The organism is Vibrio rarus (assembly GCF_024347075.1).
GTDB lineage: Bacteria > Pseudomonadota > Gammaproteobacteria > Enterobacterales > Vibrionaceae > Vibrio > Vibrio rarus.
On record NZ_AP024900.1, the window covers coordinates 1,490,376 to 1,517,191 of the forward strand.

General features: G+C 43.3%; 21 protein-coding genes. 8 read left to right on the forward strand and 13 right to left on the reverse strand.

What is annotated here, in order from left to right; all coding sequences use genetic code 11:
• Positions 1 to 39: 39 nt before the first annotated feature.
• The gene (locus OCU56_RS06965; RefSeq protein ID WP_261872510.1) at positions 40 to 1,557 is read right to left on the reverse strand and encodes a fumarate hydratase; all 1,518 of its coding nucleotides are present in this window, start codon (positions 1,555 to 1,557) and stop codon (positions 40 to 42) included.
• Between the two features lie 161 nt (positions 1,558 to 1,718).
• On the opposite strand from OCU56_RS06965, the gene pabB reads away from it, so the two are divergent.
• From pabB to OCU56_RS06985, 4 genes are all read left to right on the forward strand, one after another.
• Complete coding sequence (gene pabB, locus OCU56_RS06970; RefSeq protein WP_261872511.1) at positions 1,719 to 3,080, forward strand: aminodeoxychorismate synthase component I; 1,362 nt, start codon at positions 1,719 to 1,721, stop codon at positions 3,078 to 3,080.
• A gap of 87 nt (positions 3,081 to 3,167) precedes the next feature.
• The gene (locus OCU56_RS06975; RefSeq protein WP_261872512.1) at positions 3,168 to 3,779 is read left to right on the forward strand and encodes a CoA pyrophosphatase; all 612 of its coding nucleotides are present in this window, start codon (positions 3,168 to 3,170) and stop codon (positions 3,777 to 3,779) included.
• Positions 3,780 to 3,895: 116 nt separating this feature from the next.
• Positions 3,896 to 5,296, forward strand: a complete 1,401-nt coding sequence (asnS, locus tag OCU56_RS06980) for an asparagine--tRNA ligase (RefSeq protein ID WP_261872513.1) — start codon at positions 3,896 to 3,898, stop codon at positions 5,294 to 5,296.
• A 190-nt stretch (positions 5,297 to 5,486) separates the two neighbouring features.
• Positions 5,487 to 6,677 (forward strand): amino acid aminotransferase, encoded by a 1,191-nt coding sequence (locus OCU56_RS06985; protein WP_261872514.1) that lies wholly within the window; start codon positions 5,487 to 5,489, stop codon positions 6,675 to 6,677.
• Positions 6,678 to 6,741: 64 nt separating this feature from the next.
• Here OCU56_RS06985 and OCU56_RS06990 read toward each other — a convergent pair whose 3' ends face one another.
• The gene (locus tag OCU56_RS06990; protein WP_261872515.1) at positions 6,742 to 7,386 is read right to left on the reverse strand and encodes a porin family protein; all 645 of its coding nucleotides are present in this window, start codon (positions 7,384 to 7,386) and stop codon (positions 6,742 to 6,744) included.
• Positions 7,387 to 7,563: 177 nt separating this feature from the next.
• Between OCU56_RS06990 and OCU56_RS06995 the strand changes: the two genes are divergently transcribed.
• Both OCU56_RS06995 and OCU56_RS07000 read left to right on the forward strand, forming a co-directional pair.
• Positions 7,564 to 9,441, forward strand: coding sequence for a DUF294 nucleotidyltransferase-like domain-containing protein (locus OCU56_RS06995; RefSeq protein ID WP_261872516.1), 1,878 nt, complete (start codon positions 7,564 to 7,566; stop codon positions 9,439 to 9,441).
• Between the two features lie 4 nt (positions 9,442 to 9,445).
• The gene (locus tag OCU56_RS07000) at positions 9,446 to 10,180 is read left to right on the forward strand and encodes a 3'-5' exonuclease (RefSeq protein ID WP_261872517.1); all 735 of its coding nucleotides are present in this window, start codon (positions 9,446 to 9,448) and stop codon (positions 10,178 to 10,180) included.
• A gap of 94 nt (positions 10,181 to 10,274) precedes the next feature.
• Here the strand turns inward: OCU56_RS07000 and yqfB are convergent, their stop codons facing one another.
• The 11 genes from yqfB to gyrA form a co-directional block, all read right to left on the reverse strand.
• Positions 10,275 to 10,589, reverse strand: coding sequence for a N(4)-acetylcytidine aminohydrolase (gene yqfB, locus OCU56_RS07005; RefSeq protein ID WP_261872518.1), 315 nt, complete (start codon positions 10,587 to 10,589; stop codon positions 10,275 to 10,277).
• A gap of 73 nt (positions 10,590 to 10,662) precedes the next feature.
• Entirely contained in the window at positions 10,663 to 12,234 is a 1,572-nt protein-coding gene (locus OCU56_RS07010) for a BCCT family transporter (RefSeq protein WP_261872519.1), read from the reverse strand.
• A gap of 108 nt (positions 12,235 to 12,342) precedes the next feature.
• Positions 12,343 to 13,632: a TRAP transporter large permease gene (locus OCU56_RS07015; RefSeq protein WP_261872520.1), complete on the reverse strand. Its 1,290-nt coding sequence runs from the start codon at positions 13,630 to 13,632 to the stop codon at positions 12,343 to 12,345.
• Positions 13,629 to 14,150: a TRAP transporter small permease subunit gene (locus OCU56_RS07020; protein WP_261872521.1), complete on the reverse strand. Its 522-nt coding sequence runs from the start codon at positions 14,148 to 14,150 to the stop codon at positions 13,629 to 13,631. The genes OCU56_RS07015 and OCU56_RS07020 overlap by 4 nt, the downstream gene beginning before the upstream one ends.
• A 78-nt stretch (positions 14,151 to 14,228) precedes the next feature.
• Positions 14,229 to 15,317: a TRAP transporter substrate-binding protein gene (locus OCU56_RS07025; RefSeq protein WP_261872522.1), complete on the reverse strand. Its 1,089-nt coding sequence runs from the start codon at positions 15,315 to 15,317 to the stop codon at positions 14,229 to 14,231.
• A 344-nt stretch (positions 15,318 to 15,661) separates the two neighbouring features.
• Positions 15,662 to 16,144: a type II secretion system protein gene (locus OCU56_RS07030; RefSeq protein WP_261872523.1), complete on the reverse strand. Its 483-nt coding sequence runs from the start codon at positions 16,142 to 16,144 to the stop codon at positions 15,662 to 15,664.
• A gap of 68 nt (positions 16,145 to 16,212) precedes the next feature.
• The gene (locus OCU56_RS07035; RefSeq protein ID WP_261872524.1) at positions 16,213 to 16,851 is read right to left on the reverse strand and encodes an MBL fold metallo-hydrolase; all 639 of its coding nucleotides are present in this window, start codon (positions 16,849 to 16,851) and stop codon (positions 16,213 to 16,215) included.
• Between the two features lie 62 nt (positions 16,852 to 16,913).
• Positions 16,914 to 17,396 (reverse strand): DUF882 domain-containing protein, encoded by a 483-nt coding sequence (locus OCU56_RS07040; RefSeq protein ID WP_261874789.1) that lies wholly within the window; start codon positions 17,394 to 17,396, stop codon positions 16,914 to 16,916.
• Between the two features lie 185 nt (positions 17,397 to 17,581).
• Positions 17,582 to 19,180, reverse strand: a complete 1,599-nt coding sequence (locus OCU56_RS07045) for a L,D-transpeptidase family protein (RefSeq protein ID WP_261872525.1) — start codon at positions 19,178 to 19,180, stop codon at positions 17,582 to 17,584.
• Positions 19,181 to 19,364: 184 nt separating this feature from the next.
• Positions 19,365 to 19,961: a GTP cyclohydrolase II gene (locus OCU56_RS07050; protein WP_261872526.1), complete on the reverse strand. Its 597-nt coding sequence runs from the start codon at positions 19,959 to 19,961 to the stop codon at positions 19,365 to 19,367.
• A 391-nt stretch (positions 19,962 to 20,352) separates the two neighbouring features.
• Positions 20,353 to 23,010: a DNA gyrase subunit A gene (gene gyrA / locus OCU56_RS07055; RefSeq protein ID WP_261872527.1), complete on the reverse strand. Its 2,658-nt coding sequence runs from the start codon at positions 23,008 to 23,010 to the stop codon at positions 20,353 to 20,355.
• 266 nt (positions 23,011 to 23,276) lie between these two features.
• On the opposite strand from gyrA, the gene ubiG reads away from it, so the two are divergent.
• Together ubiG and nrdA are read left to right on the forward strand one after the other, a co-directional pair.
• A complete protein-coding gene (gene ubiG, locus OCU56_RS07060; protein WP_261874790.1) occupies positions 23,277 to 23,984 on the forward strand; it encodes a bifunctional 2-polyprenyl-6-hydroxyphenol methylase/3-demethylubiquinol 3-O-methyltransferase UbiG in 708 nt (235 codons plus the stop codon).
• A gap of 536 nt (positions 23,985 to 24,520) precedes the next feature.
• Positions 24,521 to 26,803: a class 1a ribonucleoside-diphosphate reductase subunit alpha gene (nrdA, locus tag OCU56_RS07065; protein WP_261872528.1), complete on the forward strand. Its 2,283-nt coding sequence runs from the start codon at positions 24,521 to 24,523 to the stop codon at positions 26,801 to 26,803.
• The last annotated feature ends 13 nt before the right edge of the window (positions 26,804 to 26,816 follow it).

Sequence of the window (26,816 nt, forward strand, 5' to 3'; positions counted from 1 at the left end):
CGTCACTCAAGTATTGCGCTTGTACAAACTTAAAACAAATTACTCGTTCATTTCAGCTATTTTGACTTTCCAAATATCGGGGCCTGTTTGATGCGCATTTTCGCCATTGGAATCCACGGCCACCGTTACAGGCATATCTTGCACATCAAATTCGTAGATAGCTTCCATGCCTAACTCTGCAAAGGCAATTACTTTTGCGCTCTTAATGGCTTTTGATACTAAATACGCAGCGCCACCTACTGCCATTAAGTAGACCGCTTTATTTTGTTTAATTAACTCCACTGTTTGTGCGCCGCGCTCCGCTTTGCCTATCATCCCTGCGATGCCGGTTTGTGAGAGCATCATATCAGTGAATTTATCCATGCGGGTAGAGGTGGTTGGTCCGGCCGGCCCCACCGCTTCGTCACCTACCGCATCTACCGGTCCAACGTAGTAGATAAACTTGCCATTGAAGTCAACACCTTCAGGTAGCCCTTCACCACTTTCAAGGAGCTGTTGAATGCGCTTATGTGCCGCATCACGGCCTGTGAGCATCTTCCCTGATAGAAGTAACGTCTCCCCTGTTTTCCATGTTTCAATCTCTTGCTGGGTTACGGAATCCAGATTGACACGGCGAGCTTTCGCCCCCGCTTCCCAAGTAATTTCAGGCCAATCTTCTAATTTAGGCGGGGTCAGTTTGGCAGGACCTGAGCCATCTAATGTAAAGTGTACGTGACGAGTGGCGGCGCAGTTTGGGATCATACAAACAGGTTTTGATGCGGCATGTGTAGGAGCGGTTTTAATTTTAACATCCACCACGGTGGTTAAACCGCCTAACCCTTGCGCGCCAATACCGGTGCGGTTGGCTCGCTCAAAAATATCCAAACGCATTTTTTCTTCCGTGGTTTGCGCGCCGCGTTCCATTAACTCATGAATATCAACAGGGTCCATTAATGATTCTTTGGCCAATACCGCCGCCTTTTCTGCCGTTCCGCCTATACCGATACCTATCATTCCAGGTGGACACCATCCTGCCCCCATAGTCGGCAAGGTTTTTTCGACCCACTCACCCACATCATCTGATGGGTTTAGCATTACCATTTTTGTTTTGTTCTCAGAACCGCCGCCTTTCGCCGCAATTTGCACCTCCACTTTATCTCCCGGCACCATATTGATGTGCACGACAGCAGGTGTGTTGTCTTTACTGTTAATTCGTTTCCCAGCAGGATCTAATAAAATAGAGGCTCGCAACGGGTTGTCTGGATTGGTGTAGGCTTGTCTTACCCCTTCATCCACCATGTCTTGTACTGTGACATCGGTATCTTGCCACTGCACTTTCATACCGATATTAACAAAGCAAGTGACTATGCCCGTGTCTTGACAGATAGGTCGATGCCCTTCGGCAGACAAACGCGAATTGATTAGAATCTGAGCAATGGCATCTTTCGCCGCGGTACTTTGCTCGGCGTGATACGCTTTTTCTAATGCTTGCACAAAATCAAGCGGATGATAGTAAGAGATATATTGCAGCGCATCTGCCACACTGCTGATGAGATCTTGCTTACGAATTACGGTCATTCGTCGAGGCCCTTTTAGTCAGTCGGATTCCATTTCATATTACGGGTCAGTCAAAGACTTAACACACGTTCTGAACTATTGATAAATGTATGATACCCTTGCTGCGAATATCAAACCACACTCACCCTTACGGTGTTGTCACATTTCAAGCAATTTGATAGATGTCCGATTTAAATATTAAAACCTTATCCGTTAGTTATCGAAAAAACCTGGCTGTTGAACTCTTTGAACAACTGGAGCGACGCCCTTACGCCATGCTACTTAGGTCTGCCTCTGATGATCATCCCAATAGTCGCTACGATATCCTTGTTGCTGACCCCATTGTAACAGTGGAAACCTTTGCCGATACCCATCAGGTGACAATGGGTGACAAGGTCACTCAATCTTGTGCCGATCCCTTTGAGCTGTTACGTCAATTGCAACAGCAGTATCTGCCCGACGCTAAAAACCCCCAGCAATATCCCTTTATTGGTGGTTGGCTTGGGTATTTTGCTTATGATTTAGGCCGTTGCATTGAAAAAATAGACAGCATTGCCCACAAAGATTTACACGCCCCAGACATGGCGGTGGGTTTATACGATAAAGCGCTCATTGTTGACCATAAACTTCAGCGCGCCTACTGGGTTGGGGAACACCTTGAGTCTTTACCCGTAACCCATGCCCAAAACCAGTCCCATGCGCATACCAAAGCAGAGTTTCATTTAAATAGCCCTTGGCAAGCCAATATGACCCGAAGTGAGTACCAAACTCGTTTTGCTGCTGTACAAGAATATCTCTTATCGGGTGATTGCTACCAAATCAATCTGGCTCAGCGTTTTAGTGCACACTATCAAGGGAGCGAATGGCAAGCCTATCGAACCCTTGAAGATGAAAACCAAGCGCCCTTTTCCGCTTTTATCAGGCTGCCACAACACGCTATTTTAAGTGTCTCGCCTGAGCGTTTTCTGCTTTGTCACGAGATGCAGGTAGAAACCAAACCCATTAAAGGAACGCGACCTCGCTTTAATGACCCTATAGAAGACCAAAAGCAAATTGATGACTTAAAACAGGCGCAAAAAGATCAGGCAGAAAACCTAATGATTGTTGATCTGTTACGTAATGATATTGGCCGAGTGTCGGCCCCTGGCACAGTAAAAGTGCCGCATTTATTTGAAATTGAAAGCTTTCCTGCGGTTCATCACTTAGTGAGTACGGTTACCGGTGAGCTCGATAGTCGTTTTGATGTGTACGATCTATTAAGGGCTTGTTTTCCTGGAGGCTCTATCACTGGAGCGCCCAAAGTACGGGCGATGCAAATTATAGAAGAGCTGGAACCTCATCGTCGCAGTGTGTATTGCGGCAGTATTGGTTATATTAGTCGCTGTCAAAATATGGACACCAGCATCACTATTCGAACGTTAATCACAGAGAACCAACAGATCCACGCCTGGGCTGGCGGAGGCTTGGTTGCCGACAGTGAGTGCCAACTGGAATATGAAGAAACCTTGCACAAACTGGGGAAAATTCTGCCAATATTAGAATAAGTCACATAATGCAGTTCACATAGTTCAGTTCACACGCTACTCATCACAGTAAGTCAGTGAGCAACATTACGCAAAGTAGAGGGTGAGATGACCAAAAATGAATTTGTACAACGATTTATGCTTGTTGAGCCTTTTGATTATGACTCTCTAAGTCTAAAACGGTTAAGCTCTCTTGATCACAATCAACTGCGCCCTGCGGCCGTTTTAATTTGCTTAGTTGAACGAAACCACACTTTGAATGTGCTATTGACTAAGCGTGCGGCACATTTAAAGCATCATCCCGGCCAAGTGAGCTTCCCCGGGGGTAAGTTTGAGCAAAGCGATAAGAAACTTTGCAATACGGCAATTCGTGAAACCTATGAAGAAGTGGGTATCCCACCCTCCATGATTTCGGTGATGGGTGCCCTACCGCCCATCGCCACTATTAGTCAATTTGCCGTGACTCCATTTGTTGCTCTGGTGGATGCTAATTATCAGGTCAAGACCGACCCAAATGAAGTAGCCGAGGTGTTTGAAGTGCCCGCGCAATTTCTTTTTTCTGCGGCTAATTTATTCCATTGCCATTTTCAATTAAAAACCGCCACCCATAAAGTGTTCGCCATTCCCTATCAACATCATTTTATCTGGGGGGTAACAGCGCAAATTATTGAAGCATTACAAAGACAGCTCTCTCATTTTGGTCGAATAAACAGCGCTTAAAAAAAATTTCCTAATAAATCGCTACTCAATACTTGATGCAAAATTATTGGCGGGTAAACTGATACCTTCTATTTCTTTACTATTTCTCAATAGCATCTATTGGAGAGTTAAACCTAATGACTTACGCGCCTGTAACAGACGTACTTAACGGAAAACTAGCAGTCAACAGTGAAGTCACTGTTCGTGGGTGGATCCGTTCACGTCGCGATTCCAAAGCTGGAATCTCTTTTCTTGCCATCTATGACGGCTCTTGTTTCGACCCGATTCAGGCCGTGGTCCCAAATAATTTGAGCAATTACGACGAAGAAGTCCTAAAACTGACTACAGGTTGTTCTGTAGAAGTAACGGGCACTATCGTTGAATCTCCGGCTAAAGGTCAGGATTTCGAATTGGCGGCCAGCAACGTGAACGTTGTGGGTTGGGTTGAAGACGCAGACACTTACCCTATGGCTAAGACGCGTCACTCTATCGAATACCTTCGCGAAGTGGCGCACCTTCGTCCACGTACTAACGTGATTGGCGCTGTGGCTCGCGTACGTAACTGTTTGTCTCAAGCGATTCACCGTTTTTACCACGAGCAAGGTTTCTTCTGGACATCGGCTCCGTTAATCACCGCCTCTGACGCAGAAGGCGCAGGTGAAATGTTCCGCGTTTCTACGCTGGATCTGGAAAACCTACCACGTACCGAACAAGGTAAAGTAGACTTTAACGAAGACTTCTTTGGTAAAGAGACCTTCCTTACGGTGTCTGGTCAATTAAATGCCGAAGCATACGCTTGTGCATTAAGCAAAGTGTACACCTTTGGTCCTACTTTCCGTGCCGAAAACTCAAACACCAGCCGTCACTTAGCGGAATTCTGGATGGTTGAACCTGAAATTGCTTTTGCTGATCTTGATGATGCTGCGAAACTGGCAGAAGACATGCTTAAATACGTATTTAAAGCGGTACTTGAAGAGCGTCGTGACGATCTTGAGTTCTTTGCTCAGCGTATTGATAAGCAAGCCATCACTCGCCTAGAGCAGTTTGTTGATGCTGATTTTGCACAAGTGGACTACACCGATGCGATTCAAATTCTACAAGACTCTGGCCGTGAATTTGAATTCAACGTTGAATGGGGCATTGATTTGTCTTCAGAACATGAACGCTACCTTGCTGAAGAACACTTCAAGGCACCGGTGATTGTTAAGAACTACCCTAAAGACATTAAGGCATTCTACATGCGCCTTAACGAAGATGGCAAAACGGTTGCCGCTATGGATGTCCTAGCACCGGGTATTGGTGAAATCATTGGTGGTGCACAACGTGAAGAACGTTTAGACGTTCTCGATGCACGCATGATCGCTATGGGTATCGACCCTGAGCACATGGGTTGGTATCGCGACCTTCGTCGTTACGGCACTGTGCCTCACGCAGGTTTTGGTCTTGGTTTCGAGCGTCTTGTGTCTTACGTAACGGGCATGGGTAATGTTCGTGATGTGATTCCATTCCCACGTACACCACGTAGCGCCAATTTCTAAATAAACGCCTAATCTAAAAAACCGCCTTTGGCGGTTTTTTTGTGCGTCGTTTTCATAAATACTTGATATAAGTGCATTGCATAGACTTGCACAGATAAATTAGTCATAAACCTATTGTTTTGCCCATTTTCTACAGGTATAAATAAATAAGGTCATTATCCTTAAATTACATTAGTACGGACGGAATCTCATGTTTGAAAAAGTAGTCGCAGCGCCTGCTGACCCAATCCTTGGTTTAACTGAAGAGTTTAAAAAAGACACTCGCGATAATAAAATTAATCTTGGTGTTGGCATTTACAAAAATGAGCAAGGTACGACTCCTGTTCTCGCAACAGTAAAAAAAGCCGAGCAAGCGATTCTTGAAACCGAAACCACTAAGTCTTACCTTACTATTGAAGGTACAGCGGAATACGGTGTCGCGGTTCAAAAACTACTTTTTGGTGAAAACAGTACTATTGTCTCTGAAAAACGAGCGAAAACAGCGCAAGCACCCGGTGGTACAGGTGCACTTCGCGTAGCCGGTGAGTTTATTAAACGTCACCTTGATAGTGCAAAAATTTGGGTAAGTAACCCTACATGGGCAAACCATAAAGGCGTATTTACTGCAGCAGGTATCGAAATTGCAGAATATCGTTACTATAACGCTGAAACTAAAGCCAAAGACTTTGACGCTATGCTGGCGGATCTTTCACAAGCAAGTGAAGGGGATATCGTCCTATTCCACGGTTGCTGTCATAACCCTACTGGTATTGATCCAACGGCACAAGAATGGAAAGAGCTTGCTCAATTAGCCGCTGATAAAAAACTGATACCTCTATTTGATTTTGCTTACCAAGGTTTTGCCAAAGGTGTTGAAGAAGATGCTGCCGGTCTCCGTGCTTTTGCGCAACTCAATAGTGAAATTCTAGTGGCGAGCTCTTTTTCTAAAAACTTCGGTTTATACAATGAACGTGTCGGTGCATTTACCTTAGTGGCCAGCAATAGCGACGTTGCACAAACGGCATTTTCACAAGTTAAAGGGATCATCCGTTCTATCTACTCTAACCCTCCAGCACATGGTGCGGCGGTTGTCACTTACATCTTAAATGATGCCCAGTTGCGTAAAGAGTGGGAAGGCGAAGTGAAAGAGATGCGTGATCGTATTCAAGAGATGCGTACTTTGTTTGTAGAAACCCTGAAAGCACAAGGGGTTTCTCGTGACTTTAGCTTTATTGAAAGTCAAAACGGCATGTTCTCTTTCTCTGGCTTAACCAAACAACAAGTCACTCGTCTTAAAGACGAATTTGCTATCTATATTGTAGGCTCTGGCCGCATCAGTGTTGCAGGTATGACCAAAGACAACATGCTGCCACTTTGCCAAGGCATTGCTGCAGTACTTTAAAGCAACAAGGATTCATCCTATATAGGCGGGTCATTACCCGCCTTTTTTGTGCCTACACACCGCACTAAAAACGAATTTTGGCCACGACTCCACCTTGATCAAGGTTTGCATCATCATTCCAAATCGTGCGCGCGTAAGCCCCTAATGAAAACTTCTCACTAAAATAGTAATCCAGTGACAGCTCAAAAGAGGATTCATGAATTAGGTCATACTCTAAATATTCAAGCAACATAGTGCCTTCCAGCGCATCGGTAAAACCGTAGTTCACCCCAGTAAATACGCCCAGTAAAAATTCTTTTTCCGTAGAGAGTGTTGAGCCGGATTGATCTCGCAATTTAATTTTGGCACCGCCAATTTTCACCCCTGCGTACACATCCCCCTTCTCCATCACCGCAAAGCGTCTTGCACCAGACAGGGTTAAATAATCAGCTCTATCGTTGCTATCCCCAAAATGGGTAAAACGTCCTTTATATTGCACATTGGTGATCCAGTGCTCGTTAATTAGCCACCTTAAATTTAAATCACTGATGGTGACATTATCCCTATCACTGTCGATATCTGTATTGAGTTTACCGCCACCAAGGGCAACACTAAAATAATTGTAATTTACAGGGGCAGAATAAGTGCGATACCCCCAGTCAGAAGCGAGGCTTTGAGGCATAAAGACGCTGGTCAGGCTAAGCAGTGCAATCGATGAGTAAACCCTCATACGCTCTCCAATTTGAGTGTATATGAAAAAAGACGCTTATATTCACTCATAATAATAGTCAATAAATGATGATAGTTTAGTGACTTAACAAGGATTTAGCGCCAAACTATACAATAGATATTTATTTTTCCATTCTGTGCTGTTCAGAGTATAGAATCGCGACAATTAAGGCGTCTCATGGAAGTTGAACTACTCGAAATAAAACAGTTTCTCGCACAATACCCCCCGTTCACTGAGTTGCCCGAAGAGGTGCTCAATCACATTGCGTTAGCCACTGAGATTTCTTATATTCGGAAAGGAGAAATGATTGTTTCTCTTGGAGAAGCTATCTCTGATTTTTATATTGTACGCAGTGGCGTGGTGGAGATTTCCAAACGTAATGGTTCACTGTATAACCGCCTTGATGAGGGTGAAGTTTTTGGGCAAATGGCACTATTGAGTAACGGTAAAGTGTTGTTTCCTGCGACCGCTATTGAAGACTGTTTACTCTATTGCATTCCAGTAGATACCTTTCAAGATCTCTACGACAATTACGACTCATTTGCCGACTTTGTGGCACTAGAAGACAGTGCACGTTTACGCAGTGCCATGGCCAATAATGATGAGAACGATCTTACCACTGCCAAAGTAACCTCATTAATTAACCACCCCGCCTCTACCATTTCAGAAGGTTCATCTATTAGAGATGCGGCCATTTTAATGGATGAAGAAAATACCTCTTGTCTGCTGGTGGTTGATGACGAAGACCCACTCACCGCTAATGCTGATAGACTGCGTGGCATATTAACCGACCGAGATTTATGCACCCGTGTGGTGGCACAAGGTGTCTCACCAGATGAAACGGTGCGCTCGGTCATGACAAAAGACGTGATATCCCTCGACAGTAACGCTTATGTGTATGAAGCCATGTTGACGATGCAACGCTTTAATGTACATCACCTACCTATCGTCAAGAAAAAGAAACCCGTTGGCATCATAGAAGCCAGTGACATTGTTCGTTATGAGTCGCAAAACTCGTTATTGTTGGTCAGTTCCATCTTCCAACAAAACAATATTGATGATTTAGCGGTATTGTCAGAGCAGGTCAGTGACAGTTTTGTGCGCTTGGTCAATGAAGACGCTAACTCACATATGGTTGGCAGTGCTATGGCCATCATCGGCAAGAGTTTTAAGCAACGTATTATTGAACTGGCGGAAGAAGAATTAGGCCCCTCACCTGTCCCTTATTGCTTTTTAGCGCTAGGGTCAATGGCCCGTGATGAACAGTTAATTGTCACCGACCAAGATAACGCCATTATCTTGTCTAACAGTTTTGATCATGACAAACACGATGACTACTTTGCACAGCTTGCGCAAAAAGTTAGCGATGGGTTGGACAAATGTGGCTACCCATACTGTACCGGGGATATTATGGCCACTAACCCCATTTGGCGCATGACTCAAACCGAATGGGAAGAGTGTTTTGCCGACTGGATAGATAACCCGAACGCCAAAGCGCTATTAAACGCATCCATATTTTTTGATTTAGTGGGCGTTCACGGTCAATTAAAGTGGGCGGAAAATCTCAATAGCTTTATTACCGAACGGGCTAAAAATAACTCTAAGTTCTTATACTGCCTTGCCCGCAATGCCCTCAACCGCACTCCGCCTCTCGGCTTTTTTAAGAGCTTTGTGATGGAAAAAGACGGCAAACATAAAAACTTTATTAATTTAAAACGTCGCGGTACAGCCCCATTGGCGGATCTTATTCGGGTGCATGCACTGGCGGTCGGCTCAACTCAGCAAAACTCATTTGAACGTTTAGACGACATTCTGGATGCGGATATTTTGCCTCGTGGACGTGCGCAAGATCTTAAAGATGCTTTAGAGTTCATTTCTCTGGTTCGCATTCGCCACCAAGCCATTGATATTAATGAGCAACGTGACCCCGACAATAACATTGAGCCAGAAAATCTGTCCGACTTTGAAAGAAGAAATCTTAAAGATGCCTTCCAAATTTTAAGTAATGCACAGAATTTCTTAAAATTCCGCTATCAAGGCACAGCACTGAAGTAATCCTATGTTTAAAAAAAATAAAGAGATTAAAGAATTAGCCGAGCCCATTAAAGATTGGCGTAGTCATTTTGATACCTTGCTCAATGACAGCAAGCACGGGCACCTTAAACGCTTTTATGCCACTGAGATCATTGAAAATAGTACCCCAATAAAAGACGCCCCCTTACTGGCTTTGGATTTTGAAACCACAGGGCTTAACTCAGAAAAAGATGAAATCATATCTGTTGGATTAGTGCCTTTTGATCTGAACCGCATCTATCTAAGACAAAGCCAGCAATGGCTGATCAAACCGCAAAAAGCATTGAATGCCGATTCGGTGGTCATTCATGGCATTACCCATTCGGAGCTTCAATACGCTCCGGATATCATGACCGTTTTGCCCGAAATACTGCAAGCCATTGCCGGTAAAGTCTGTGTGGTGCATTATCGACAAATTGAACGAAACTTTTTAGACAGCATTTTAAAGCGTCGCCTAAACGAAGGCATCCAGTTTCCACTTATAGATACATTGCAAATTGAGTGGGATATCCAACAAGAACATGCGGCGGGATTTATGAACCGCCTAAAAGGAAAACGACCGGGTTCTGTGCGCTTGGCAAAAAGCAGAAGGCGTTATAACCTACCTACTTATACTCCACACGATGCGCTTATTGATGCCATTGCTACCGCTGAATTGCTGCAAGCCCAAATAGCCCATCACTTTGGCCCTGATACTCCGATAGAAGAATTGTGGCTGTAATGTTTATTTAAAAACCAATAATGCTAAAGCTTGACCTTAGCATTATTGGTCTGCACTGTGACTGTCATGACATGCTGCGCGCTTCTGAACGCGCTTAATCTAGCAATGAAAATTCAATGACAAACAACTGCTCTACATTAGGATAAATCTCGCTGATCACTTGTTGCAGCTGTGGCAATGTCATATTTTCTTGCTCAGCATGATATTCGGTCAACTCTGAAAACAGAATTGGAGTAACAGAGTCAATCTTTAGACGACAAAACCGTCTTCCCTGCTCAAACGTCGCCACCTCAACCTCAGAGTTTGTCGCATAGTCACACTCATTCTCATCTCGGATAGTAATGGTCTTTTTACCCGATACAATATCTGCCTCAAACCGTTCAAAGAACGTCATGCTTGTTAAACTCATCTTAACCTCTCTATGAATAAAAAAAGGCCTGATATGATCAGGCCCTTTAGATAATTTGCATATTGCTGAGCAATTAACGCTCTTCTGTTGCCATACCCATTAACAAACTCACACACATGGCAAGTAAGATAAAGGTAAACGGTAATGCCGTTGAAATAGCACCCGCTTGCAACGCTTGCACCGCTTCTGAGCCACCGACCCAAAGCATAGCGACAGCAATCGCCCCTTCCATAAATGCCCAGAAGACACGTTGTGGAACAGGTGCATCTAGCTTACCACCAGCGGTGATACTGTCGATAACCAACGAACCTGAATCTGAAGACGTTACGAAGAACACCAACACTAACACGATACCAATAACAGACAGCATATTCGCCATTGGCATGGCATCAAACATTTCAAACATCGCCAAAGAGACGTCTGTCAGTCCTTTACTACCTAAAATACCCACATTATTGATCACTTGATCAATAGCGAGGCCACCAAAGGTAGACATCCAAATTAGAGTCACTGTTGTCGGTACAATCAGTACCGCAATCATAAACTCACGAACCGTACGACCTTTTGATACGCGAGCGATAAACATACCTACAAATGGGGACCAAGAAATCCACCAAGCCCAGTAGAATACAGTCCAACCTTGGAACCATGCTTCATCTTCACGACCGTGAGGATTACTTAATGGAATGATATGTTCAATGTAAGAAAGGAACGTAGTAGAAATGCTACCAAAGGTGACGTGATAACCGATTAACATAACAAACGCCAATAGCACAAAGGCAATCAGCATATTGATGTTAGAAATCACTTTTACGCCACCATCAATACCACGAACCACAGAGATGGTTGCCAGTAAGGTGACAAAACAGATGATACCAATTTGCAGCCCCAGCCCGGACGTTAATCCAAACACATGATGAAGACCACTGGCTGCCTGTTGCGCCCCTAATCCTAGAGAGGTTGCCAGTCCAAATAAGGTGGCTAATACTGCTAAAATATCAACAATGTGCCCAGGCCAACCCCAAGCTCTATCACCCAATATTGGGTAGAAAATAGAACGAATTGAAAGTGGAAGTCCCTTATTGTAGGTAAAGAAGGCCAATGACAATGCTACTACCGCGTAAATCGCCCATGGGTGTAAACCCCAGTGGTACATAGTTGCACCAAGAGCCAATTTGGCGGCTTCTGGACTGTATGCGGTGACATTAAGTGGTGTTTCATACCAACCCGTATAATAAGCAACCGGTTCAGCAACACTCCAAAACATTAAACCGATACCCATGCCAGCGGCAAACAGCATTGCTATCCACGACATCATAGAGTATTCAGCTTTGGCAGTTTTACCGCCTAAACGGATTTTACCAAATGGCGAGACGATAAGAGCAAGACAGAAAATAACAAAGATGTTACCAGCCCAAATAAACAAAGCATCAAAAGAATCAATGATTTGCAATTTTATTCCGTCAAGCACGCTCTTCGCTGTATCAGCATCAGAAACCAGCATTGCCAGTAGAAAAAGAATGGTTAGACCTGCACTAATGGAAAAGACCACGTTGTGTACATCAAAACCCCATTTTTGGACATTATCCTGCCCTATTTGATAGTCAGTACTGTCAATACTGTACTTATCAATTCCCTTGGTCATTTGACCTCCTGTTTGTACATAAATCGTACCACTTACAATTTCATTATGTAATTAACTTTCAATTATAACTTAATTGCGAGTTTATTTCGATTAATCAATATTTTAAAACTACATTGATAAGCCGTACAACCCAGGAAACAATAATAAAGAGGCCAGCACCACCACCTGAATAGCAATAAAAGGCATGACCCCTGCATAGATATCTCTCGTAGTCACTTCTTTAGGGGCGACCCCTTTTAAGTAGAATAAACTAAAGCCAAAGGGCGGGGTTAAGAAGGAGGTTTGTAAGTTCATTGCCACCAAAATGGCAAACCACACCATGTTAATGCCGAGTAACTCAGCCACTGGCGCAATCATAGGCACAATAATAAAACAGATTTCCACAAAATCGATAAAGAAGCCCAGTATCAATATGACCAACATGACCAATATCAAAAATCCCCATTTTTCACCGGGAAGGGCCAATAACCACTCTTCAACTAAGTAATCGCCACCTGTGTAGGTAAAGGCCATAGAAAACGCCGTCGCACCCAACAATATGGCAAACACCATAGCGGTCACTTTTACCGTTTCTTTGGATGCATCATACAACATGCGCCAGCTAAATTGACGGTAAAGCATAGCAAGAACCACCGCTCCTGCCCCGCCCAGTGCAGCAGACTCCGTGGGCGTTGCTACACCGGCAAAAATAGAACCCAGCACCACTACAATCAGCGCTAATGGTGGCACGATGGCCTTCAATGCCGTGATCACTTCTTCCTTTCTACTTTGGTCGTCCAACTTAGGAATTGCTTGCGCCGCTTGAGGATTACAGAATGCATAAATGGCAATATACAAAACATAAGCAATCACCAGCACTAACCCAGGCCATAAAGCGGCTTTAAACAGATCCCCTACCGGGACACCCAACACATCACCGAGCAAAATAAGCACAATGGAAGGGGGAATAATTTGTCCCAAAGTGCCTGACGCACAAATGGTGCCACAGGCCAGTTTTTTATCGTAATTGTACTTCAACATCACGGGTAATGAGATTAAGCCCATCGCCACCACTGAGGCGCCAACCACCCCGGTGGATGCTGCCAACAGCGCCCCCACCAACACGGTGGATATAGCTATCCCGCCACGCACCCCACCAAACAATCGGCCCATGGCTTCTAATAGTTGTTCGGCTAAACGGGTTTTTTGTAGCACTAATCCCATAAAGATGAATAAGGGCACGGCCATAAGCACTGTATTTTGCATGATAGATTCGATGCGATATGGCATAAAGGCAAACATATCCCAACCTTCCGACCACACGCCAAAAATCAGTGCAATACCACCAAAAGTAAAGGCTACTGGAAAGCCGAGTAGCAGTGCAAACAACGCAACTGCAAACATAATAATCCCTATCATGCTTTTTCCTTATGAGACGTGCTATTAAGTAATTGATTGAGAGATTTGCACAGCAAACCTAAACCGCTAATGGCTATAAATAAAAACGAAACAGGGATCACCGCTTTAATTATCCAGCGGTAAGGCAAACCACCAGGATCGCCTGATGTCTCACCAATATCATAAGCTTGATAGGCAAAATCAATGCCGTACCAAGCCACCAATAAACTAAATGGCAGAAGCCAAACAACAGTGCCAAAAATATCGATTAAAGCTTGTGTTCGCGGTGTAAATTGTTCGTAAAATATATCCACACGAACATGACCACTGGTTTTTATGGCGTAGGGTACGCCCAATAAGAATACAGCTGAAAAAAGATGCCATTCCAATTCTTGAAACGCGATAGACACATCATTAAACACATAACGCATCACTACATCGTATACAACGTTTGCTACTAAAAGCAGAAACAACACACTAGAGATATGCCCTAATGCGTTGCCTATTCTATTAATTATCCCTTCTAATACGGTCAGCAATTGACCTCCCTGTCAGCTGCAATACTTAATAAAAAGTGTGTCAGGCCTTAGCAAGCAGTGCTAAGGCCTTTACCTCTGTTATTTACCCGCGGAGCTATTTAAATACGCACGTTTTGAAATATCACTCCAAGAGCGTGTTTGCTCTAGGTATTGCGCTTGTGACATTTGGATTTTTTTGGCCATCTCATCTTTTGCCGCATGTTCTGCAAGCAAACTGTCATTGACCGCACGCAATTCTTTCATCACCTCAGGTGGGAATTGTTTCACTTGTACGTCAGGGTATTGGGTTCTGATGCTCGCCCAGTTTTTACCACTTTCGTGAGTAGACTGTATGTACATGTCATAGGCGGCAGTGCGCATGGCAACGCGTAAGATCTCTTGCAGATCGGCTGGTAGTTTGTCCCATACACGCTTGTTCACCAAAAACTGCAGCTCTGTTGCAGGCTCATGCCAACCGGTATAGTAATAAGGGGCGATTTTATGAAAGCCCATACGCAAATCTAAAGATGGGCCTACCCACTCTAGTGCGTCGATGGTTTTTCTTTCCAGTGCGGTATAAAGCTCACCTGGGGCAATGTTGGTGGGCTTGGCCCCCATTTTCGCCAATATTTCACCGGCAAAACCTGGAATACGCATTTTCAGACCTTTAAGATCGTCAACACCGTTAATTTCTTTTTGAAACCAGCCCCCCATTTGTACATCGGTATTACCACCAGGAAATGACATTAGGTTATGTGGGCCATACACCTCGGCCATCAACTCCATACCGCCACCATGGTAAAACCAAGCATACTGCTCTTCGGCGGTCATACCAAATGGCATAGTGGTGAAATATAAGGTGTTAGGTACTTTTCCTTTCCAATAATAAGAGGCGGAGTGCCCCATGTCATATTGTCCCGATTTCACCATATCAAACACACCAAACGGCGCTTTATGTTTGTTGGATGAATCCACGCGAATTTGCAAACGTCCGTTTGACATTTTTTCGGCCATGGCCGCCATGTTCTTGGTTGCATCACCAAAAATAGGAAAGTTTGGTCCCCATGTTTCAGCCAATTTTAATCGATATACTTTATCGTCGGCAACGGCAGTACTCATACCGGCCACCCCAACCAGGAGAGCGATACTACGTACGCAAGCCTTGACCCATTTTGATTTTACTACCATGTTAGTGCTCCTTGTGCAGTCAAAATGTCTAAAAAATCAACTGATTATGGAACGATTTTTACAATAAGGCTAAATAAATGTTAACAATTTGTGACTTGCGTCTTTTTTGTTTGAGTTGCAGGTTTTATGATTGGTATACAGAACTGAGAAAACCACTAGAATTAATCCATAACCTAGCGCGTTTGACCCGTTTTAATTTAGCACTTTGCAAGACGTCACTATTTCTAAAATAGTAGGTTTAATTAGTGTGAGGTTAGATTTGTAGCTGAACGCTGGTTTTAAAATTAAAAAAGCCTAAATTCTATCTATTAGAATTTAGGCTTTTTGTTAACTAGATAGATAAACTAGCAACCACTTGATTCGATGGTAATCTCAGGCTCATCACCATTATTGGCACTTTGTGTATATTGAACATAACACTTACCTGCATCAATTGCATTTATATCCTTACCAGCTCTCAAATAAGGGTTAGAAGAGATAGGTACATCATTGGCATCTATAGTCCATTCTTTATTATCATTTAAACCTTGAACAGCATTACCAATACCATCAGGACTTGCTTTAGGGTAACCATGCACAATTGCGATTGTGTTTATGCCATCAGAAATAGAAGCACCAGCCGAAACTGTTTCTAATTCAGCTATAACCGCCTTACTGTACACAATATTACTGGCACTGGCCATTGCGCCTTTCATGCCTTCTAAAGCAGATAAACGTGCATCAGATTGTAAATTTAAAAAACGAGGCGCAGCGGTAACCGCTAATATGCCAAGAATTACGATAACAATGACAAGCTCAATTAGTGTAAATCCATTTTGCTTATGCATGTTTTGCACCTCTATAAATAGTTAACAATTTTACAACCAACCTCTATCTAACCTAAACCAATGAGTATTTAGTCTTCAACAAATGGGTTGCATGCGCGTTCAACGCCAAATGTAGACTCAGGACCGTGACCTGGAACGAATCGAGTGTCATTACCCAAAGCCCATAATTTCGTTTTAATGGAGTCAATCAAAGTGTTAAAATCACCTTTGGGAAAATCTGTTCTCCCTACTCCACCTTTAAACAATACATCACCGACAAATGCCAGTTTTGCTTCTTTGTTAAACAGTGTTATATGACCAGGAGTATGCCCTGGAGTGTGTATAACGTGTAATGATTGCAGACCAAAGGTAATCACGTCACCTTCATCAAGCCATTGACTGGGTTCAAATGCTTCGGTCAATGGAAAACGAAACTCCTGACTTTGCCTTTCTAAGCCCTGTAACCAAAAATTGTCTTCTTTGTGCGGGCCAACAATTGGCTGATTTAACGCCCTTGATAGCTCTTCACTGCCACCGACATGATCTAAGTGACCATGAGTTAACACTAGCTTCTCAACATCTACTTTTAATTGTTCAATCATCATTAAAAGGTGCTTCACGTCGCCACCTGGATCAATGACCACGCCTTTCATTGTCTCGTCACACCACACAATAGAACAGTTTTGTTGAAAACGGGTTACCGGAACAACTTGATACTGCAACGCCATGAGAAACCTTTATATTGAGTAAATTGTTGTAAATATGCCATTTTAATCGATAAAACTCAAGCTTAGCCACGCCATGAACGCACAGGTCCAGTGTCAATATGAACAAACTGACTTCTCGGATAGTAACCCACACCACCCGCTTTTATGGACAAGGCCGCATCATGCACTTTTGAGATATTCACCCCAGCAATACGTATGTCCATTGCGCGCCCTTGCATGTGCAAACTTTTACGTGCGACCCCCTTATGTCCATGAGTGCGTAAATAGTGGTTCGTTGCAGCAGAGCGGTAACCCGAGATAATTTGCACTTCGGCATCGGTGTTTAATACCTCTTGAATTTGGCTGATTTGACTCAGTAACCGTTTATCCATGACGTGTGTTTCGTTACGTCGAAAATCACGGCAAATATGATTAATTTTATCAAGTTCACTTTCTACAAAGTGTTGCCCATCAAAATAACAACTAGTGAGGTGTTCACCTGTGTGCAGGTTATTGAAATTAATAACTTTAGGCGTTTGCGTGGCGGCAAAACTGAACTTTGGCATGGCGAGTAAGGCAAAACTACCCGCAGAAAACTGCAAAAAACGACGACGATTTAACTGAAACTGACTCACTCACACACCTTAATCGAACAAAAAAACAGTCGCATACTGTACAGATCGATCAAAATTTAAGCAAATAATTCCATAGAGTTAATTCATAGAAAATGACAAAAGGAGCGAAGCTATGCTCAAAACGCCTGTTGCGACTCTTGCATGGCTAGGTCTTGCACTGTCGGATTATAGTCATAACCATAAATGTCATCTCTAAAGAAAATTCGTCCAGATTCTATCCAAGAGGTTTTATAGATAAGGTGTACAGGTAAGCGACGTTTCAAAGGAACTCGAGCGTTAGATCCCTGCCCATTCGGGGAGATATTATTGCTTCTAAATCCTTGGGTTTTCGCTAAAGTATGAGCAAATTTATCCGCATGTTGCACTCGAATACACCCTGAACTAAACGCTCGTGACGGTTTATCAAACAAGTATTTAGCTGGGGTATCATGCAGATAGATGGCTCTTTTATTGGGGGTATTAAACTTATACGTTCCTAAAGCATTATAATTGCCGGACAACTGACGCATGCGAAATGGAAATGTTTTCGGGTTCACTCTATGCCACTGTATGGCGCCGTGATCAATCACTACCGGGTTACTCCACCCTTTGATGACTTGTATGCCTTTGTTAGTCAAATAATTTGGGTTATAGCGCAATATAGGAATGATATCTTCACGCATAATTTTAGGAGGTACGTTCCAAGTAGGGTTTAACACTAAAGAGTCCATTTTAATGTCTAGCAAGGGGGTTTTTCTCGCCTGTTTCCCCACAATGACCTTAGAATAAAACGCTCGGTTTCCCTTATAATAATAACTCAGATCAAAACTGGGTAAGTTCACCAATACAATGGCTTGTCGCTGCTGCGGCCAAAGAATGCTACGCTCTGCATTTAACGCTAAGCGACGAATGCGCTCTTGTAGTGGATAATTTAGCCATTGCATGGTTTCAGGGCCAATAACCCCATCGGCCTTTAACCCGTGTTGAATTTGAAACTGTTGCACTACTTTTTTTAATTCTTGCCCATACCAATCTTGCTTTTTTATCGCAAAAGGAACTGACAACCCCGCCATTTCAAGGCGGGTAAATAAGGTTTCTTTATCAGGTAACGTTTCCCCTACTCGGATCAAATTCTTATGTTGCAGTAAAGGGGTACTGCGCAATGCATCATGGGTTAATTGTTGAATCGCTTTTTGATACTGCTGATAAGCGGGGGAATTTGCACCGAGCTGGTGTAAATATTCACTTAACTGTTCCTGTGCAATGGCCTTATTGAAATCGTCAACCGTTTGTAGCGAAGGTTGCGCCCACACTTTAGGCAAGCCATGCCCATATAACCAAGTCGTTTTATTTTCCCGTAATAACTCCCGGTAACTGACAAAGGCTAATAAGGTGTCTGTTGCCGTGAGATCGTAGCGATAATATTGCTCGTTAAGCTTAAACTGCTGCAACTGCTGTAAACGGGTCGCAAAAAAAGGGCTGAGTTTTGCCTGTACTACCATCTGTAATAACTGTTCAAGCAACACTCGGTCTGTGGGTTGTAACCAAATGAGTTGATGATGATGAGTTGAATAGACAAACTCGGTTAATTGGGGATAACGAAAGGTCTCTTCTACGGGCGTAAATGTGCTGACCCAACCTAAAGAGTGGAGCATACTTTGTGAATATGTTGCAAAAGAAAGGAGCAATAAAACGAGCCAGATCGCCCAACGCGTCCCTTTTATTCTCAAGGTCATGGTTGCTACTCAAACAGACAATTACTTTGAGTATGGCAAACAAGCTCATATTTCTCTAACAAATAGCTGAGGATTGTTGTATACCTCAGCTATGTTATTGTTAACTATAGATGAATATTTTTATAACCATTACAGTCAACAAATAATGACAAATAGCGCAGTGATAAGGGGGGACAACCCGCTCTTACACATCAAGATTGTGCTTACCGTGGGACGCTTTGGCTTTTAAATAGCTTTCATTGCCACTTTTAAGGTGCGCCATGGTATTAATCACCTCATCAATCACAATGCCGTGCTCTTTCAGTTCACGTATTTTTTTCGGGTTATTGGTCACCAAACGTATATGAGCCACATCGAGAGCTCTTAACATTTGCGCCGCTTCTTCAAAATCACGCAAATCATCGGCAAAACCCAATTCGTTATTGGCTTCGTAGGTATTTAGACCTTCACTTTGTAACTGGTACGCATCAATTTTATTGTAAAGACCTATACCACGCCCTTCTTGGCGAAGATACAATAATATCCCCCCTTGTTCGGACATTTTATTGATAGTTTCATCCAATTGTTCACCACAATCACAACGAGAAGAGTGAAAGACATCGCCAGTTAAACATTCAGAGTGCATACGAACAATAGGGGAAGTTTGTTTATGATCGGCAGATTTAAAGATCATCGCCACATGCTCTTTATCGGTTTTTAAGCCATGGAAAGAGAGAAGTTCAGCGTCAATATCACTGTTAACTCCAACTTTTAAATTTACCCGAGCTCTTATTTCTGCCATTACTCTATCTCTACATTTTATATTGAGTGTGCCTAAAATGAATTAGGTGTATTAATACCATTAATCGTACTAAATAACGGGTCATGCTAGCTTGTTAAAATGCTCGATAACTGCGTTAGAATTTTTGATTGTAGAATAACGACTTATCGAAAAACTCTGCCTTGTTTTCGAGCCTTTTTCCTGCGCTATTTCTGAACTCTGACTTAGTGTGATTGGTATAACTATAGGCTTTATATTGGGTTTATTACATTCATTTCAAGCCTTTGACCTACATCAATTTTTTACTTTATGCTTTTTTTGTCAATGGGGTGCTGTAACCGTTATTTCTTTGACAAGTACCGACCAAAAAAAACCGAGCCATTTGGCTCGGTTTATCTTTCACTATAGCGTCTTATTGATCGTTGTCATCCGGCTGTGATTCATCATCTAATGGCGCGTCCGTTGCTGGCGCTTCACTAGATGCAGCGGTTGGCTGTGCATCAGAATCAGAGATCTCGGCGTCCTCTTCAACTAACTGAGCTTCTTCAACTTCATCAATACGTTGCAAGCCCACAACATTCTCACCTTCGATAGTACGGATCAGAGTAACACCTTGTGTATTACGTCCCACTTGGCTCACTTCTGATACGCGGCTACGAACTAACGTACCCCCATCAGTGATCACCATGAACTCATCCCCTTCCTCGGTTTGCACTGCACCAACGACACTGCCGTTACGCTCAGAAACCTTAATGGAAACCACACCTTGTGTCGCACGGCTCTTCGCTGGGTATTCCGATAATACTGTGCGTTTACCGTAACCATTTTCAGTGATGGTTAAGATGTCACCGTCATTTTGAGGCACAATCAAAGAAACCACTTGGTCGTCGTTAACCAGTTTAATACCGCGAACACCTGCCGCTGTACGGCCCATGCCACGAACTTGGGTTTCATTAAAGCGAACCACTTTACCCGCTTTAGAGAACAACATAATGTCACTGTCACTGGTGGTAATATCCACACCAATCAATGAATCATCATCACGTAGGTTAACGGCAATCAAACCGTTACTGCGTACGTTAGCAAATTGATCCAGTGATGTTTTCTTCACTGTACCCGATGCTGTCGCCATGAAGATAAACTTATCTTCACTAAATTCAGATACTGGCAAAATAGCCGTAATACGTTCACCCTCTTCAAGAGGGAGAATATTAACGATAGGTTTACCACGTGCGGTACGGCTTGCAAGAGGCAATTGGTACACTTTCAGGCGGTAAGTTTTACCACGAGTAGAGAAGCATAAGATGTTGTCGTGAGTGTTCGCCACCAGAAGACGCTCAATATAGTCTTCTTCTTTCATCTTAGTGGCACTCTTACCTCGACCACCACGACGCTGAGCTTCGTAGTCGCTAAGAATTTGGTACTTAACGTAACCTTCGTGAGAAAGAGTCACAACAACGTCTTCTTGAGCGATCAGCTCTTCCATATCGATATCATGAATCGCGGCCGTAATTTCAGTACGACGTTCATCACCATAACCTTCACGGATGGCTTCTAACTCTTCAACGATCACTTCCATCAAGCGTTCAGTGCTCGCTAGAATGTGCATTAGCTCTGCGATTTCATCTAACAGTGCTTTGTATTCGTCAAGAATTTTTTCATGCTCTAGACCGGTCAATTTTTGTAGACGCAGGTCAAGGATGGCTTGTGCTTGCTGTTCGGTTAAGAAGTATTGACCGTCACGAATGCCAAACTGCTCTTCAAGCCATTCTGGGCGAGCCGCATCTGTACCAGCACGTTCTAGCATGGTAGACACAAGACCAAGATCCCAACCGCGCGCCACTAAGCCCGCTTTTGCTTCAGCAGGTGTCGATGCTTGACGGATCAGTTCAATGATTTCATCAATGTTGGCTAATGCAAGAGCTAAACCTTCTAGGATATGAGCACGATCACGAGCTTTACGCAGTTCGAAAATAGTACGACGTGTCACCACTTCACGGCGGTGATCAACAAAAGCTTTTAGCATTTCTTTTAAGTTGAAATGCTTAGGTTGGCCTTTATCCAATGCCACCATGTTGATGCCGAAAGTCGTCTGTAACTGTGTGTGTGCATAAAGGTTATTAAGAACAACCTCACCCACGGCATCACGTTTACATTCAATCACGATGCGCATACCGTCTTTATCAGACTCATCGCGCAAGGCACTGATGCCTTCCACTTTTTTGTCTTTTACTAACTCAGCCACTTTTTCAATTAAGCGCGCCTTGTTAACTTGGTATGGAATTTCAGTCACTATGATGGTTTCTTTGCCCTTGCTGTCCGCTTCTATATTAGCTTTAGCACGCATGTAAACCTTACCACGCCCCGTGTTATAAGCATCGATGATGCCTTTACGACCGCTAATCAGCGCAGCCGTCGGGAAATCTGGACCTGGAATATAATCCATCAACTGAGCAATGGTGATCTCTTCATCTTTAATGAAGGCCAAACAACCATCAATGACTTCAGTAATGTTGTGCGGAGGGATATTCGTCGCCATACCCACAGCAATACCTGATGAACCATTAATTAATAGGTTCGGTACGCGTGTCGGCAGTACCGCAGGAATCTGTTCCGTGCCGTCATAGTTAGGTACAAAGTCGACCGTTTCTTTGTCAAGGTCAGCGAGCAACTCATGAGCAATTTTCGACATACGAACTTCGGTGTAACGCATTGCCGCAGCTGAGTCACCATCGATAGAACCAAAGTTGCCTTGCCCATCAGCCAACATATAACGTAATGCAAAGGGCTGCGCCATACGTACGATGGTGTCGTATACCGCACTGTCACCATGAGGGTGATATTTACCAATGACATCACCAACAACACGTGCTGATTTTTTGTAAGGCTTATTCCAATCATTACCTAATACGTTCATCGCGAACAATACGCGTCTGTGTACTGGTTTCAAACCATCGCGAACATCGGGCAGTGCTCGTCCCACGATGACGGACATTGCGTAGTCAAGGTACGAACCTCTCAGTTCGTCTTCAATATTTACCGGTGTGATCTCTTTTGCTAGATCGCTCATAGAGCCATTATCCCTCTATTATTAGATCGTCTTTTCGATTCCTATAAGAAAGGAAAATATAACACAATTTTTCCAGATTCTGCATTACTTTCATCAGTAGATCCCCCCTGTGTGACACTCGTTAGTCTTAAGCTGCACATTATTTAAACGCCTTGGGATGAACCCCTACCCAAACCGACTCACTCACATCCCAATTACGACAAATGCAATCCTTGCTTAGTTAAGGTTATAATACGCAAAATGTATCAGTTTAGTGATGAGTGATGATGGAACAAGGACAAAACGTCGACCCGAAGGAAATTCAAAAATTTGCTGACATGGCTTCTCGTTGGTGGGACAAAGACGGGGAATTTAAACCTCTGCATCAAATTAACCCTTTACGCCTGAAGTATGTTCAAGACTCTGTAGGCGGTTTATTTGCCAAACGTGTCTTAGATGTAGGTTGTGGTGGCGGTATTCTCGCTGAGAGCATGGCGTTAGAAGGGGCACAAGTGACCGGCCTTGATATGGGGCGAGAACCCTTAGAAGTGGCCCGACTGCACGCCTTAGAAAGTGGCGCTAAGCTCGATTACATTCGCACCACAGTAGAAGAGCACGCTGCCACCCATGCCGAACACTACGACGTGGTAACTTGTATGGAAATGATCGAGCATGTCCCTGACCCACAATCGGTTATCTCTGCCTGTGCGGCCTTAGTCAAACCCGGTGGACATGTTGTGTTCTCAACCCTCAATCGCAACTTAAAATCCTATCTGTTTGCTATTGTGGGCGCTGAGAAAGTATTGAAACTGTTACCGCAAGGCACTCATGACTACAACAAGTTTTTAAAGCCTTCTGAACTGGTAAAAATGGTTGACCATACACCACTGCAAGAAAAAGGCATCACAGGGATCAGTTATAACCTGTTATTTGACCGCTACCGTTTAAGCTCTAATGTAGATGTTAACTACATAGTACACACGCAAAAGCGTTAATAGGGCCCAGTGCTACCAATCTCAGTAAGTCAATGTTAAGAGCCTTACTATGATTGGTATCATTGCCCAGGCAAATCGCTGTTTTAGATACCGCACTTTTCTGGACTATGCAAACCGTTCATAGGCAGATATTTGAGCATTTTCACTCAATTTATGCGCAGTTTTATCAACCAGTTTCACCATGCTGAAGGGTTCTAATTGTTTGATAAAGATCAAGTAATTTTTTTTTTGCCCTGTTCGATTTTAAATCACCCACAAGCCTGAAAAAACCGCAGGTCAATTTCGCCTTAAACTGCAAAGTAAGTGACTGCTAACAGAGAAAATTCCATACACGGTTTATCCACAGGACAGATTTCACCTCGAACTTGAAAATTCCCTGCAACCGCACTATCTTGTAACTCGTCAAAGGGAACACCCCTACATATAGTGTTTCCATCTCTAATACGAGATGGATATAGATCACAAAATAACCAATATTTTTCAACCTAACATGAAAAATGTGGCTTTAACCATTGATGTTATGGATATCTAGTAGAATGAATCAAAAACTTACCGTCACAAAGCGTCACGGACGCAAAGAAGCGATAGATCTGGAAAAGATCCACCGCGTGATAACTTGGGCAGCAGAAGGCCTAGATAATGTCTCTGTTTCTCAGGTAGAACTCAAGTCGCAAATTCAGTTCTATGATGGGATAACCACTTCAGATATTCATGAAACTATGATTAAAGCAGCTGCGGATTTGATTTCTGAAGAAACCCCAGACTATCAATATTTAGCCGCTCGTTTATCCGTGTTTCACCTTCGTAAAAAAGCCTACGGCCAATATGAGCCGCCAACATTATTTGAGCAAGTGTCAAAAATGGTGGAAACAGGCAAGTACGACAAACATCTGTTAGAAGATTACACTCGTGAAGAGTTCGAATTAATGGACTCTTTCATTGACCACCGCCGTGATTTAAACTTCTCTTACGCTGCGGTAAAACAGCTTGAAGGCAAATATTTTGTACAAAACCGTGTGAGCAAAGAAATTTACGAAAGCGCACAGTTTTTATACATTCTAGTCTCTGCTTGTCTGTTCTCTAAATACCCAAGAGAAACGCGCTTAGATTACATTCGTCGTTTCTATGATGCGGTCTCTTTATTTAAAATCTCGCTACCAACGCCAATCATGGCCGGCGTGCGTACTCCTACTCGCCAATTCAGCTCTTGTGTGCTCATTGAGTGCGGTGACAGCTTAAATTCAATCAATGCTACCGCCAGTTCCATTGTTCGCTACGTGTCACAACGTGCGGGTATTGGTATAAACGCAGGTCGAATTCGCTCTTTAGGTTCAGAGATCCGTAATGGGGAAGCCTTCCATACTGGCTGTATTCCGTTTTATAAATACTTTCAAACTGCTGTAAAATGTTGCTCACAAGGTGGGGTTCGTGGCGGTGCGGCAACGGTTTTCTATCCATTGTGGCATGGTGAAGTACAAAACTTATTGGTTCTAAAAAACAACCGTGGTGTAGAAGAAAACCGTGTTCGTCATATGGATTACGGTGTTCAGCTTAATAAACTGATGTACTCACGATTGATCGAAGGTAAGAACATCACCCTATTCTCCCCTTCTGATGTTCCCGGACTGTATGATGCCTTCTTTGAAGATCAAGACGAATTTGAACGTTTGTACCTTCAATATGAAAATGATCCAAGCATCAAACAAGAGCGTGTTAAAGCGATTGAATTGTTTAGCATCTTAATGCAAGAGCGCGCGTCTACTGGGCGTATCTATATTCAAAATGTCGATCACTGTAATACCCACAGCCCATTTGATTCAAAAGTGGCTCCTGTTCGTCAATCGAATTTGTGTTTAGAGATTGCGTTACCAACCAAACCTTTAACTAATGTGGAAGATGAAAATGGCGAAATCGCCCTTTGTACGCTCTCTGCATTTAACTTAGGTGCGATTAACGAGTTAGACGATTTAGCGGAGTTATCGGATCTTGTAGTGCGAGCTCTTGATGCGCTATTAGATTACCAAGATTACCCTCTGCCAGCGGCGCGCATTTCTACCATGAATCGCCGAACTCTTGGTGTGGGCGTGATTAACTATGCTTACTACTTAGCAAAAAATGGGGTGAAATACTCTGATGGTTCAGGTAACAGCCTCACTCACCGCACTTTTGAAGCCATTCAATATCATTTATTAAAAGCTTCTGTTGGTCTTGCTAAAGAACAAGGGGCTTGCCCATCGTTCCACGAGACAACTTATGCTCAAGGCATTTTGCCTATTGATACCTATAAGCGCTCACTGGATCAAATTTGTGATACTCCATTACAATACGATTGGGAAACACTGCGTCAGGAGATCAAACAGCACGGCCTGCGCAACTCGACGCTCACCGCCTTAATGCCATCGGAAACATCATCGCAAATTTCAAATGCCACTAATGGTATTGAACCACCGCGTGGCTACGTATCGGTGAAAGCATCTAAAGATGGCATCCTAAAACAAGTTGTCCCTGAGTTTATCCAATATAAAGACAATTACGAGTTGTTATGGGATATTCCAAGCAATGACGGTTACTTAAACTTGGTTGGTATTATGCAAAAATTTGTAGACCAATCCATTTCTGCCAACACCAACTACGATCCAAACAAGTATGAAAGTGGCAAAGTACCAATGAAACTGTTGCTTCGTGATCTTCTCAGCGCCTATAAGATGGGTGTAAAAACCTTGTACTATCACAATACGCGTGACGGTGCGAAAGACGACCAAAACGATGTCGTTGTAGAACAAGATGACGACTGTGCCGGTGGTGGTTGTAAAATCTAGAGATTTAAGCTGA

Bases quoted from the DNA above. Each gene is read 5' to 3' on its own strand.
- OCU56_RS06985 (WP_261872514.1), top strand. From the start codon at position 5,487: ATGTTTGAAAAAGTAGTCGCAGCGCCTGCTGACCCAATCCTTGGTTTA.
- OCU56_RS07035 (WP_261872524.1), bottom strand. From the start codon at position 16,851: ATGGCGTTGCAGTATCAAGTTGTTCCGGTAACCCGTTTTCAACAAAAC.
- OCU56_RS07050 (WP_261872526.1), bottom strand. From the start codon at position 19,961: ATGGCAGAAATAAGAGCTCGGGTAAATTTAAAAGTTGGAGTTAACAGT.
- OCU56_RS07015 (WP_261872520.1), bottom strand. From the start codon at position 13,632: ATGATAGGGATTATTATGTTTGCAGTTGCGTTGTTTGCACTGCTACTC.
- OCU56_RS06990 (WP_261872515.1), bottom strand. From the start codon at position 7,386: ATGAGGGTTTACTCATCGATTGCACTGCTTAGCCTGACCAGCGTCTTT.
- OCU56_RS07000 (WP_261872517.1), top strand. From the start codon at position 9,446: ATGTTTAAAAAAAATAAAGAGATTAAAGAATTAGCCGAGCCCATTAAA.
- ubiG (WP_261874790.1), top strand. From the start codon at position 23,277: ATGGAACAAGGACAAAACGTCGACCCGAAGGAAATTCAAAAATTTGCT.
- yqfB (WP_261872518.1), bottom strand. From the start codon at position 10,589: ATGAGTTTAACAAGCATGACGTTCTTTGAACGGTTTGAGGCAGATATT.
- OCU56_RS06975 (WP_261872512.1), top strand. From the start codon at position 3,168: ATGACCAAAAATGAATTTGTACAACGATTTATGCTTGTTGAGCCTTTT.
- OCU56_RS07010 (WP_261872519.1), bottom strand. From the start codon at position 12,234: ATGACCAAGGGAATTGATAAGTACAGTATTGACAGTACTGACTATCAA.
- OCU56_RS07030 (WP_261872523.1), bottom strand. From the start codon at position 16,144: ATGCATAAGCAAAATGGATTTACACTAATTGAGCTTGTCATTGTTATC.
- asnS (WP_261872513.1), top strand. From the start codon at position 3,896: ATGACTTACGCGCCTGTAACAGACGTACTTAACGGAAAACTAGCAGTC.
- nrdA (WP_261872528.1), top strand. From the start codon at position 24,521: ATGAATCAAAAACTTACCGTCACAAAGCGTCACGGACGCAAAGAAGCG.
- gyrA (WP_261872527.1), bottom strand. From the start codon at position 23,010: ATGAGCGATCTAGCAAAAGAGATCACACCGGTAAATATTGAAGACGAA.
- OCU56_RS07025 (WP_261872522.1), bottom strand. From the start codon at position 15,317: ATGGTAGTAAAATCAAAATGGGTCAAGGCTTGCGTACGTAGTATCGCT.
- pabB (WP_261872511.1), top strand. From the start codon at position 1,719: ATGTCCGATTTAAATATTAAAACCTTATCCGTTAGTTATCGAAAAAAC.
- OCU56_RS07045 (WP_261872525.1), bottom strand. From the start codon at position 19,180: ATGACCTTGAGAATAAAAGGGACGCGTTGGGCGATCTGGCTCGTTTTA.
- OCU56_RS06995 (WP_261872516.1), top strand. From the start codon at position 7,564: ATGGAAGTTGAACTACTCGAAATAAAACAGTTTCTCGCACAATACCCC.
- OCU56_RS07040 (WP_261874789.1), bottom strand. From the start codon at position 17,396: ATGCCAAAGTTCAGTTTTGCCGCCACGCAAACGCCTAAAGTTATTAAT.
- OCU56_RS06965 (WP_261872510.1), bottom strand. From the start codon at position 1,557: ATGACCGTAATTCGTAAGCAAGATCTCATCAGCAGTGTGGCAGATGCG.